This window comes from Sedimentibacter acidaminivorans (assembly GCF_017873955.1).
Taxonomy (GTDB): domain Bacteria; phylum Bacillota; class Clostridia; order Tissierellales; family Sedimentibacteraceae; genus Sedimentibacter; species Sedimentibacter acidaminivorans.
This window is the reverse complement of sequence record NZ_JAGGKS010000001.1, coordinates 444,804-457,226: the sequence shown is the minus strand read 5'-3', so window position 1 is coordinate 457,226 and position 12,423 is coordinate 444,804. Positions and strand designations below refer to the sequence as shown.

The window sequence follows — 12,423 nt, the reverse complement described above, 5'->3', positions numbered from 1 at the left end:
GAAAGGATTGATTATAATGTTAGGTACAATAGTAAATTCATTAGCAATAGTAGTTGGAGGATTGACTGGATTCTTTTTTAAAAACATTATACCCGCAAGGCTTTCAGATTCAATGTTAAAAGCATCTGCTATGGCAGTATTACTTGTAGGAATAAAGCTTAGTTTGGTAGGAGAAAACCTAACTCTCTTGATTGTTTCGTTAATTTTAGGGACCCTAATAGGTGAACTTGTTAATATTGAAGGAAAGTTGGACAAACTAGGAAAATTTGTAGAAAGTAAATTTAAAAATAAAGATAGTAATATAACACAAGGATTTGTTTCTTGTACACTTATATATTGTGTTGGTTCTATGGCAATTGTTGGTTCAATACAAAGTGGCTTAACAGGTAATCATGAAATATTGTTTTCTAAAGCGGTACTAGATGGTATTATTTCAATAACTATGGCAGTTACAATGGGTATTGGAGTTGTATTATCAAGTGTTAGTGTATTTATTTATCAGGGATCCATTACCATGTTGGCACAGTTTTTACAATCGGTACTTAGCGATGTTGTTGTTAGCGAAATGACAGCAATTGGTGGTGTTTTGATTATGGCTATTGCGCTCAATTTCTTAGAAATAAAAAGGATAAAAGTTGGTAATATGATACCAGCTGTTTTTATACCTATTATATATTTTATGATTTTTAAATAACCAATTTAAGTACTTTAGAAAAAATAAAATATACGAAAGGTTGTGTTATAATATGAGCAAATTTAGTGTTGTAATAGCAAATCCAGCAGGAAATATAACAGCTTTTGTACTTGACCAAAATATTGAAAAAAGTAACTATATATATTTAGCGAATAAGTTAATGGACATAAAGGAATTTGGTATAGAGCAAGTTGGCTTTATTAAAAAACCTACTGTTGGTGGTGAACTTAGATTGGAGATGATGGGTGGAGAATTTTGTGGAAATGCCACTAGAAGCTTTGGTCTTTATATAGCTAATAAAAATGGTGAAACTTCTGAAAAAACAATTACTGTTGAAATAAGTGGTTGTTCTAATACTTTAGATGTTGAAACAAATGTAACAAATGATTATGCAAGAACATCAATGCCTTTACCAAAAGTGATTGATTATATAAAGTTAGTTAATGGACAACTTCTACCTGTCATAGTATTTGAAGGTATAGTTCATGTTATTGTAGAAGATGAAGAAGTGAGCAATGAAATGTATGAAAAAGTTAAAAAAGAAGTAATAAATAAATACAATTCTGAAGCATTTGGGCTTATGTTCTTAAAATCAGATAAATTATATATAACTCCTGTGGTATATGTTAGAGAAACTGATAGTCTTGTATATGAGAGAAGTTGTGGATCAGGGTCAATATCTATAGCAATATATTTAGCTAAAAATGAAAAAGATGGTGTTTTTACATATGATATTTATCAGCCTGGCGGAATTATAGAAACTAAGGTATATAAAGAAAAAGGTAAAGTAGTTAAAGCAACAATTGGTGGTAAAGTGACTTTGTCAGATATAAAAACAATTCATGTATAAATTAAAAACAATTGTATTTAATTTATAGTTTTTTTGAAAATTAAATTTATGGATTACTTTAAATTGTACTATTTTCGAGAGTTACATGTATAGTAATATGGAGTTGTATTAATTAGAGTAATTTGAGGTGAAAAATTGGGCAAAAAAGATTTGATTATTAATCCATTAATTATAATGGGGATTAGCATAGTTTTTATAGTAGGAAGTATTATATTATCAATACCACTATATATAGGATTTATTTTAGGCATTGTTTTTACAATGATAGTGCTTATTAAAAGCGGATTTAGTATTAAAGAACTCATGGCAATAAATATATTATCATTATTGGAAGTTAAAAAATTATGCCTTGTAATTTTATTGATTGGGGCTACAACATCAATATGGCTTTCCTCTGGAGTAGTTCCGACTATTATGTATTATGGATTTACTTATATGGAGGGTATTAATTTTTTAATGGCTGCCTTTATCATTATGGGATTAGTATCTTTATTTATGGGTACTGCTGTGGGAACTATGAGTACAGTAGGTATAGCGTTAAATGGAATAGGCTTAGGACTGGGGATACCTGCTGAAGTAATGGTGGGAGTTTTAATTTCTGGTGCATTTATAGCAGACAAAGTTTCGCCTTTATCAGGACTTGTAAATTTGATTATGGCAACCGTTAATAAGAATTATAAGGAAATTATTAAAGGACTAATGGTATCTTTAATTCCTTTATTAATTATTACAGCAATTATATATTACATAATAGGACTTCAATATTCAAATGGGGATTACAGCCAGCTTTTACTTTATAAAAATTCAATTTCAGAAGGATTTAATACTTCGTTGATATTACTATCATTGCCAGTAGTAGTAATAGTTTTATCTATAGTAGGTATTAACTTAATAATAACTATAAGTATAGGTCTTTTTATAGGAATAATATTGAGCATTTTATTTCAGCACATGACACTATTTGAAGTAATGAAAGGGATTTTATTTGGTTATCACGGTAACACATCATCACAACAATTAAATGATATGTTGATTAGTGGTGGCATGTTTTCTATGATAGAAGTAATATTAGTAGTTATTGGAGGCGTTGTTTTAGTTAAGTTATTTGAAAAATGCGGTATATTGCTGCCTTTAATGGAAAAACTTATGGCAGGCGTAAAATTAAAAACGAGTTTAATTATTAGAACAGGACTTATAAGTAGTTTTATGACTGCAATTACATGTGATCAAACTGTGGGTATAATACTTCCTGGACGAATTTTGCAAGATAAATATAAAGAATTAAATCTTGATAACACCGTTCTTGCTAGAACGATTTCTGATACTGGAATAATTATAGCACCATTGATGGCTTGGAATGTAAATTCCTTTATAATTAAATCCACAACAGGTATTTCAGCTAATCAATATGCTCCATATGCAGTCTTATGTTATTTATGTCCAATTATGACAATAGTTGTTGCATTTGTATTATATAGAAAACATAAATAAATTATTAAAAACATTCATTGTGAATGTTTTTTTGTTTGTGTTATTAATTCTTATTTATTTTAAGTTAATTAGGCTAAAAGTTTACTAATAACGAAATAAATATTACGTATTGCATGTGAAATAAACTCATTATATAATACTTTAGGTTGTATATATTATAACACAATTAAGAAATTTTTGAAATAATATAACACATAAAAATTATACATGAGGAGCAAGTATGAAATCTCAAACTAATAACGTAGATGTTTTAAAATGGATAGATGATGTAATTTTAATGACAAAGCCTGCAAATGTAATATGGATTGACGGTAGCGATGAGCAATTAACTGCTTTGCGTGAAGAAGCATGCAGGACAGGAGAGATTAGACTATTAAATCAAGACAAATACCCAGGATGTTACTATCATAGAACTAAACCAAATGATGTAGCACGTATGGAAAACAGAACCCTTATATGTTCGGAAAAAGAAATAGATGCAGGACCTACTAATATTTGGATGAAGCCTTCAGAAGCATACAAGCTTGGTAAAAAAATATTTGAAAATTCTATGATGGACCGTACAATGTACATAATTCCATATTCAATGGGACCAGTTGGTTCACCATTTGCTAAAATTGGTTTTGAAATTACAGATTCAATATATGTTGTTTTAAATATGAGCATAATGACAAGAGTTGGACAAAAGATTTTGAATGTTCTAGGAGATTCAAAGGATTTTGTAAAGGGTGTTCATTCTAAATGCAATTTAGATGAAAATAATAGATATATATTTCATTTCCCTGAAGATAATACAATTTGGTCATGTAATTCAGCATACGGAGGAAATGTTTTATTAGGGAAAAAGTGTTTTGCACTTCGTATTGCATCATATCAAGGTTTAAAGGAAAACTGGATGGCAGAGCACATGCTTATTCTAGGGATAGAAAATCCAAAAGGAGAGGTTAAGTATGTTACAGCTGCATTCCCGTCAGCATGTGGGAAGACCAATTTAGCTATGCTTATACCTCCAGAAGGATATAGATCAAAGGGATATAAGGTATGGACAGTAGGAGACGATATAGCATGGCTAAGGATAAGAGAAGATGGTAGGCTGTGGGCTATAAATCCAGAAGCAGGATTTTTTGGAGTTGCACCTGGCACAAATAAAAAATCCAATCCAAATGCACTAACATCAACATACAAAGATACAATATTTACAAATGTAGCAATAAATTTAGATGATGAAACAGTCTGGTGGGAAAGACTCGATAATAATCCACCTGAAAACGGACTTGATTGGAAAGGAAACCCATGGAACGGAAAAAAATCTAAAGAAAAAGGAGCACATCCAAATTCAAGATTTACAGCTCCAGCTAAAAATTGTCCAAGCATTTCCCCAGAATGGGAGTCTCCAGAGGGAGTACCGATTTCGGCTATAATATTTGGTGGAAGACGAGCTAAAACTGCACCATTAGTTTATCAATCAAGAAATTGGCAACATGGGGTATTTGTTGGCTCAACAATGGCATCTGAAACAACGGCGGCTGCTACTGGAAAAGTTGGCGTAGTTAGAAGAGACCCAATGGCTATGCTTCCATTTTGCGGTTACCATATGGGAGATTATTTTGGTCATTGGTTGGAAATAGGTAAGAAAACACCAAATCCTCCGAAAATATTCCACGTTAATTGGTTCCGTACAAATGATAAGGGCGGATTCATCTGGCCAGGATATAGTGAGAATTTTAGAGTTATAGATTGGATAATAAAAAGATGTGAGAATGAAGTTGAAGCCGTGGAATCACCTATAGGCTTCTTGCCTAAGGCAGAAGATATAAACTTAGAAGGACTTGATTTAACAGCGGATAAATTAAATGAGTTACTAGATATTGATAAAGAATCATGGGCTAAGAATATAGAGGGAATAGAAGAATTCTACAGTTCATTTGGTGAAAGATTACCAAAAGAACTAAAACAAGAACTTGAAGTCCTTAAAAATAATTTTATATAATTAAGGGGATGGTTATTTTTGTTTGACAAGCCACTTTGTGGAGGCGCTTAGCGTTATTCAAACATAAACAAGATAAGTAGCCATGGCTTCATTCTTCAGGGGCGATTTTGCAGTTTGCTCAAATGTTAAATATTAAGAAGAAAAAAAACGAGATAATTATTGAAATTATCTCGTTTTTTTGTGAGTAAACTACAATACGACTCTAACCTAAGGGTCCATGCGACTTGCCCTAAGTGTATAGAAAAGCTTGAAAAAATAAAATCAGACTAAAAATATTAGTCCTTGACGAATTCTTTATAATATAGTAAGATATACACTCCAGAATAGATAGGTTATCTACCTATCTATTCTGGAGATAGCTGAATGAACTTCTCTACTAGAGGAATTAGTTTTCATAATTTTTCTATTTATAATTGTAAGAAAATTCGTTAGGCATATAAAAATAAAGGTTGAGGTGAATAATAGTGAAAAAATTATATTTTGTTATGGTGAGTATGTTCTTAATCGCATTAGGCATGATTTGCAAGGCATTTATTGTAAATGAAGACATAAGGTTCTTTTTATTAATATTCTTTGCAGTTGGTTGTGGTTTAGGTGTGCTAAGATTGTTTGTTAATAATTCGATTAAGAAAATGAAGGGCAAAGGTTGGAAAAGTAAGGTTCTTTTCTTTGGAGTTTTACTTGGTATAGGTCTTCCATTTCAATCTTGGTTTAGAAATGAAGTTTTACTAAGCATGAATTCCGCTTATTTACCAAGAAGTATTATAATTTTGATTTCAGGCGTGATTTTCATTACCATTTTCTTTATTGTTATAAAAGATAAAAAAAATAAACTAAAAGCGGCATAGATTTTTTTAGACATTATTATGATTTGAAGGTCATGAATGGAAATAAGTAGCTTTACAAATTTGGATAATAAATAATGTAATTTTGTTGAACTTTTCTTATAAACGAGGTATAATGACTGTAAATTGATGTATGAATTAAAAACGAGGTGAATGTTTTGGAAGGATCAAACATAGATATTCAAGGGTTTGCAGAGACTTTAGATCGCTTGGCGAAAGCTGAATGGCGTAAACAGCCAGTATTGGGAGTAAAAAGAAGTGAAGCACGTATTTTGCTCTGTATTAAGAATCTGTCTCTTGAGGGAAATGAGGCCATTACTGTTTCAGAAATAAGTAAGAGAATGCATGTCACTTCTCCGACAGTCACCCAGCTTATTAAAAATTTGAATGAAAATGGGTATGTTGAAAGAGCTGTTGATTCCAATGACAAAAGATTTGTCGATATTACCCTAACAGACAAAGGCGAAAAAATAGTTAAAAAAGCTACAGATCATTTAAATGTTCTATTTAAAGGCCTTGTTGAAAAATTAGGAGAAGAACAGTGTAGAAAATTAATTGTTTTATTCGAACAGGTATGTGAGTATCTTGAAGAAACTCACATAGAAATTGATTGATATTAAGCAGGAATTGGGGGTCACACCGTCCCTAAAAATTATTTTATTGTTAATGCTTAAATAAAAATAAATAAGTTACACCACTTCATATGTATGGAGTTGTGTAACTTACAATCAAGCTTTTATAGCCCAGCGTAATTTTGCAGAACGAGCACGGGGGTTTGAATTACATTCTTCTGCTGATGGTCGAATAACATTGGGAGCTACTTCACGATAGACACCTTCACGTAAAAAGTGCTGAAAAGATTTTTTAACCAGACGATCTTCTCCTGAATGAAATGAAAGTATCGCTACTCGTCCGCCCTCAGCGAGGACAGAGGGAAGCTTTTCTAAAAATTCGTATAACGCTTCAAATTCACTGTTGACATCAATTCGCAGCGCCTGAAAGCATCTTTGACAGGCTTTTTTAATCTCATCATTCCTGTTTTTTTCTGGGATAAATTTCAGAGTATCTTTAATAATTTGTTGGAGCTCGGTTGTAGTTGATATATCTGTTCCTTTTTTTATTTTTGAAACAATAGCACGAGCAATTATTTTAGAATTTGGCTCATCGGCGTTTTCTAACAACATACCTTCTAATTCATCTTGTGAAATAGTTTTTAAACGTTCAGCTGCAGATATACCTTTTTCAGGATTCAGTCGTAAGTCTAATGGTCCTTCACTTTTAAAAGTAAATCCTCTTTCAGGATTGTCTATTTGCATTGAAGAAACACCTAAATCTGCCAAAATAAAATTTAATGGTCCTGATTCTAAATAAATTTGATCTATATTGGAAAAGTTCATATGTTTTATTGTTAAAATTTCAGAACCATATCCTAAATGTTTTAAACGCTCCCTAGTGCGAGGTAATTCAATAGGATCTACATCAAGTGCATACAAGTGACCTTTTGAATCTAAACATTTTAGCATCTCTAATGTATGACCACCATAACCTAGTGTTGCGTCTAAGCCTGTTTGCCCAGGATTAATTTGTAAGAATTCTAATATTTCATTAACACAAATTGAACGATGCATACCAGCAGGCGTATTGCCTTTTTGAATAACCTTTGCCACATCATCAGCATATTTCTCTGGTTGTAGTTCCTTATATTTTTCTTTAAATGTTTTTGGATGAGTTCCTTTATATCGAACACGTCTTTGATGTTTTTGTTCTTGATTACCCATTTTGTAACCATTGGAATTTTGAGCATATAAATTCAAAATTTAAAATTGATGTTATATAAAATGTTTGGCTCATTATTTCCTCCACCTTTTTATTATCTTTTTAATGTTGCTATAATAACATAATACCAAATACAATTCATAAAAGCAAACTATTGTTTAAGGGACGGTTCTTTTTGTTTGACAAATTCATGAGAAGTTGATACAATAAAGCTTGGAGGTGAAGAAATGCCAAGAAAAGCGAGAGTTATAAGCAATACAGGAATCTATCATATAATGACTAGAGGGATAAATAAAGAGCAAATCTTTAAAAAAGAAATAAATAAAGTAAAAATTTTAGAAATAATTAAAATTTTAAAAGAAGATGTACAATTTGATGCAATAGCATACTGCATAATGGATAACCATATACATTTATTGATAAAGGCAGAAGAAAATGAGCTTAGAACATTAATGAAAAAATTAAATGTAAAATATGCAATGCATTATAACAGTGCAGAAAAAAGAAATGGGCATGTATTTCAAGACCGGTTCAGAAGTGAAGCAGTAGAAGATGATAAATATATGTTAGGTGCTATCAGGTATATACACAATAACCCAGTAAAAGTAGGGATAGTAAAAAATGTATTGGAATACCAATGGAGCAGCGCAAAAGATTATATAAATCAAAAGTCTGAAATAATAAGTTATAAATACTTGAACGAAGTTATGGACTTGTTTAAAAATAATGATGAATTCATAGCATTTCATGATATAAATGATAATAACATATATATAGATACAAAAGAAGAGAAAGATGAAAACATACAAAATATAGTAAGAAATGTAATAGAGAAATATGTAAATGAAAATTATCTAATAGATCAAAAACAAATTACACAACAACAAAGAGAAGAGTTGGCAGAGAAATTGTTAAGTTTAAATTTAATTACATATAGAGAAATAGCGGAATTATGTAATCTAACTGTACATAGAGTGTCAGAAATAAAGAATAATAAGGAAATATAATTTTTGTCAAACAAAAAGAACCGTCCCCGAAAACCCGAAAACGCTAGAAAATTGTAGCACAAAATATCATGTTTAATAATTTCTCCATGATAAACTAGTAAGTAATTGAAGTGTTGAGTAAGAACATCGTTGATGAATATATATTCTTATTTCAAATACTTTGAAAAATAAAATGGAGGAATATAATAATGGATAAATTAGTTGCAAGGTATAAAGTTTTAAATGGTGACAGTTATGAGATTGGTAAAAATGAAGGCGAAGCAATGTCTAAGTTTCCAAAAGGACTTAATGCTTTTACAAATGGAGCAAAGTTGTTTTCGAAAGCAGAAAAAAAGGATATGACGAATCTATTTCAGACGTATTGTCCAGGTTTGAATGAAGAGATTGAAGGATTTGCAGATGCAGTAAAGATTGATAAATTTAATATACTTTATTATGCACTAACATATTTGAAGCCTGCATGCAGTCAATTTGCTTTGCTTCCAGAGATGACAAGTGATGGACATATTCTTGTAGCAAGGAGTTATGAATTTTCTCATGAAACTGAAGAAATGTTATTATTAAAGACTAAAGTATCAAACAAGTATGCACATTTAGGAACTGGTATACTACAGTTTGGTAGAACAGAGGGAATCAATGAACATGGTCTGGCAGTTAGCCAGACATCAGCAGGATTTCCGGTTGGTAACTTTGGACAAATGAGAAAACCAGCAATCACAGGATTGCAATTTTGGGCAGTGATACGTGCTTTGCTTGAAAACTGTAAATCGGTTAATGAAGCTCTAGATTATGTCAAGGATATGCCAATTGCTTACAATATTAACCTTCTACTAGCAGATAAAGCAGGTAATGCTGCATTGTTTGAAACATTAGATGGAAGAAAATCATTTAAATTCATAGATGCTAATACAGAGAGAAAATACATATATTCTACTAATCATATTCACATAGATGAACTGAGTTGCATTGAACCAATGGCAATGCATAATTCTGTTCACAGATACAAATCTATTGAGAAATTCATAACAAATAAGAAACTAAACAGAGTGCAAATACAAGAGTTTTTAGGAAAAAAATATCCAGAAGGACTTTGCTGTTACTATTATGATGAGTTTTTTGGGACTATAAAGAGCATAGTAATAGATGTGACATTGGGGGAATTGGATATTTGTTGGAGTGGAAACACATCAAAAGGTTGGAAAACTTTCAAGGTTAGTGAAGATCACTCTGATATGGAATGGCAGGTAGATTTAATTTCAGAAACTGCACCAGAAAATTTCTTTAAAATGATAAAACAATAGGAGTATAATTTTGAATTATATTAAACATTTGGAGCAGGCAATTTTATATATTGAGAAAAACCTATCTCAGGATTTGGATATTAGGATTGTAGCAAAAGAGATAGGGTATTCGTATTATCATTTCACAAGAATATTTGAAAGTGTGCTCGGAGAAAGCGTGGGAAACTACATTAGAAAAAGGCGTCTTTCAAAGAGTATTGAAAAATTATTGTTTTCCGATGATAAAATTATTGATATTGCATTTGAATGTGGTTATGAATCATCAGAGGCTTATAGTCGTGCATTTAAAGCTATATATCAAGTTAGTCCTAACGTGTATCGCCAAAACAGAATAGATGTATTGAAAGGAAACAAGAGAATATCGGAAGTAGATTTGATTGATCATTTAGATTCCAATATTTGCTTGAAACCAAAGATTATAGTAATTGATGAAATTAAGGTGGTAGGAATAGAGGGAAAAACAAATCTAAAGGAAATCAAAATTCCAAAATTGTGGCAGGATTTTAGAATGTTATTTAATTCAATATCGGATAAAGTATTACCATACAGGACGTTTGGTATCTGCTTAGCAGAACAAGTACCATATGGTTTGTTGCTAGGGGATGAAATTACATATTTGGAATTTGTTGGAGCAGAGGTCAAAACTTTTTCTAACGCACTCAATCATCTTAAGCAGTATACTATATCAGGCGGTAGATATGCAGTTTTTACATATGTAGGAAGTTTGCAAAATTTGAAAAAAACATATGAATACATATGGGGTACATGGCTTGTCATTTCAGGAGAAGAACTTGCAAATAGACCAGACTTTGAATTGTATGATGATAGGTTTTTGGGACAAAACAATGAAAATTCAGAGTTTGACATATATATTCCACTAAAATAAAAAATACATACTGTTTCTATATTCTTCTATATTATTATTGCAAACAATTATTGACTTTAAATGTATCTTGATATAAATTATAGATAGATTTACTATAAAAGACTCATTATTATAGCCAGATGGGGAATGAAATGGAAGAGATTCTTCAAAGTCTAAAATTAAATATATACAGAGAAATAGTGGAATTATTTAATTTAATTGTGTATAGGGTTTCAGAAATTAAAAAATCCAGCCTTGTCAAACGAAAAGAACCGTCCCCTAAAAAGCTAAAAGGAGGAAGAATAAATGAAGAAAATATTATTAAAAAACGGTACAATTATAGATGAAAATGGTAGGATAATAGAAAATACGGATGTATATATATCGAGTGGAAAGATAGAAAAACTATCCAAAAGGGATGACCTAATAATTTCAGATTACGAAACGATAGATTGTTCAGGATATTACATAACACCTAGTTTTGTAAATCTTCACGCGCATTCACCAATGAATATACTAAAAGGAATTGCAGAAGATGTGACTATAGATGATTGGTTTAATAAAAAAATATTTCCATATGAAAGCAAACTAAAAGCAGAAGAGATATATTGGGGAACAATGCTGGCATCTGCTGAGATGATTAATAATGGAGTTACAGCATTTGCCGACCACTATTTCAGTCAAGAATCAGTATATAGAGCGATTAATGACATAGGAATAAGGGGAGATATTGCACCAACTATATTTGGTTTAGCAGACGATTATAAAATACAATTAAAAAATGCAGAACAATTTATAAAAGAATTTAATGGTAAAAATAGCAGAATTAATATAAGGTTAGGCCCTCACGCACCATACACATGCCCTGGGGATATACTAAAAGAAATAGTAGATACTGCAAAGTCTCTCAATGTAGGAATACATATACATGTTTCGGAGACTAAAGAGCAGGTGGATGATAGCTTAAAATTAACTGGTAAAACTCCAGTAGAGATATTATATGATAGTGGAGCTTTCGATTTAGATGTAATAATTGCACATGGACTTTGGACAACTGAGGATGACTTGAAATATTTAAACGATAATGTAAATTTTGCTTTATGCCCAAAAACATACATGAAATTAAGCATGGGACAAGGAAATATATATAAACTTAAAGAAAAATTAAATTATTCATTTGGCACAGATGGTGCGGCAAGCTCAAACACCTTAAGTCCATTGGAACAAGCAAGACTTTTTGCTTTAAACGGAAAGTTTATTTTAGGTAACTCAGAAAGTTTCAACATCTTAGAAATCTGGAGAGCGCTTATGAATGGTCATAATGCTTTATCTTTTAATACAGGAAAAATAAAAGCAGGATGTGAGGCAGATTTGCTAATATGGGATTTAAATATGTTAAATACGTCTCCTGTATACAATCCATTAACTTCAATAATATATAGCGCTGAATCAAATAATATTAAATATACAATGGTTCAAGGTGAATTTTTAAAATATGATGGAAAATTAAAAGCATATACAAATAATGTAATAAAAAAAGTCAACGATATCCAAAAGGATATAATAGAAAGAGGAACAGGGGAAAGTAAAGTAAAATATTAGGT

The 12,423-nt window shown here is 31.0% G+C and carries 12 protein-coding genes; 11 read left to right on the top strand and 1 reads right to left on the bottom strand.

Annotated features, from left to right (window positions below; translation table 11 throughout):
* Positions 1-16: 16 nt before the first annotated feature.
* The 6 genes from J2Z76_RS01970 to J2Z76_RS01945 all read left to right on the top strand — a co-directional run bounded on the left by J2Z76_RS01970 (position 17) and on the right by J2Z76_RS01945 (position 6,484).
* Positions 17-694 carry a DUF554 domain-containing protein gene (locus tag J2Z76_RS01970; RefSeq protein ID WP_209510298.1) on the top strand — a complete coding sequence of 226 codons (678 nt, stop codon included), beginning with the start codon at positions 17-19 and terminating at the stop codon, positions 692-694.
* 52 nt (positions 695-746) lie between these two features.
* On the top strand, positions 747-1,544 hold the full coding sequence (locus J2Z76_RS01965) for a histidine racemase CntK family protein (RefSeq protein WP_209510297.1): 798 nt from the start codon (positions 747-749) through the stop codon (positions 1,542-1,544).
* A gap of 135 nt (positions 1,545-1,679) precedes the next feature.
* On the top strand, positions 1,680-3,035 hold the full coding sequence (locus tag J2Z76_RS01960; protein WP_209510296.1) for a Na+/H+ antiporter NhaC family protein: 1,356 nt from the start codon (positions 1,680-1,682) through the stop codon (positions 3,033-3,035).
* 220 nt (positions 3,036-3,255) lie between these two features.
* A complete protein-coding gene (locus tag J2Z76_RS01955; protein ID WP_209510295.1) occupies positions 3,256-5,025 on the top strand; it encodes a phosphoenolpyruvate carboxykinase (GTP) in 1,770 nt (589 codons plus the stop codon).
* A 464-nt stretch (positions 5,026-5,489) separates the two neighbouring features.
* A complete protein-coding gene (locus J2Z76_RS01950; RefSeq protein WP_209510294.1) occupies positions 5,490-5,873 on the top strand; it encodes an MFS transporter permease in 384 nt (127 codons plus the stop codon).
* Positions 5,874-6,028: 155 nt separating this feature from the next.
* Positions 6,029-6,484, top strand: coding sequence for a MarR family winged helix-turn-helix transcriptional regulator (locus tag J2Z76_RS01945; protein ID WP_245210269.1), 456 nt, complete (start codon positions 6,029-6,031; stop codon positions 6,482-6,484).
* Positions 6,485-6,598: 114 nt separating this feature from the next.
* On the opposite strand, the gene rsmH is transcribed toward J2Z76_RS01945, so the two are convergent.
* Entirely contained in the window at positions 6,599-7,648 is a 1,050-nt protein-coding gene (rsmH, locus tag J2Z76_RS01940; RefSeq protein ID WP_209510292.1) for a 16S rRNA (cytosine(1402)-N(4))-methyltransferase RsmH, read from the bottom strand.
* A gap of 225 nt (positions 7,649-7,873) precedes the next feature.
* On the opposite strand from rsmH, the gene J2Z76_RS01935 reads away from it, so the two are divergent.
* The 5 genes from J2Z76_RS01935 to J2Z76_RS01915 all read left to right on the top strand — a co-directional run bounded on the left by J2Z76_RS01935 (position 7,874) and on the right by J2Z76_RS01915 (position 12,421).
* On the top strand, positions 7,874-8,653 hold the full coding sequence (locus J2Z76_RS01935) for an REP-associated tyrosine transposase (protein WP_209510291.1): 780 nt from the start codon (positions 7,874-7,876) through the stop codon (positions 8,651-8,653).
* Between the two features lie 188 nt (positions 8,654-8,841).
* Positions 8,842-9,954, top strand: a complete 1,113-nt coding sequence (locus tag J2Z76_RS01930; protein WP_209510290.1) for a C45 family autoproteolytic acyltransferase/hydrolase — start codon at positions 8,842-8,844, stop codon at positions 9,952-9,954.
* 10 nt (positions 9,955-9,964) lie between these two features.
* Positions 9,965-10,840, top strand: coding sequence for an AraC family transcriptional regulator (locus J2Z76_RS01925; protein WP_209510289.1), 876 nt, complete (start codon positions 9,965-9,967; stop codon positions 10,838-10,840).
* A gap of 119 nt (positions 10,841-10,959) precedes the next feature.
* The gene (locus J2Z76_RS01920) at positions 10,960-11,166 is read left to right on the top strand and encodes a hypothetical protein (protein ID WP_209510288.1); all 207 of its coding nucleotides are present in this window, start codon (positions 10,960-10,962) and stop codon (positions 11,164-11,166) included.
* Positions 11,126-12,421 carry an amidohydrolase family protein gene (locus J2Z76_RS01915; protein WP_209510287.1) on the top strand — a complete coding sequence of 432 codons (1,296 nt, stop codon included), beginning with the start codon at positions 11,126-11,128 and terminating at the stop codon, positions 12,419-12,421. Before J2Z76_RS01920 ends, J2Z76_RS01915 begins: the two co-directional genes overlap by 41 nt.
* Positions 12,422-12,423 lie beyond the last annotated feature (2 nt).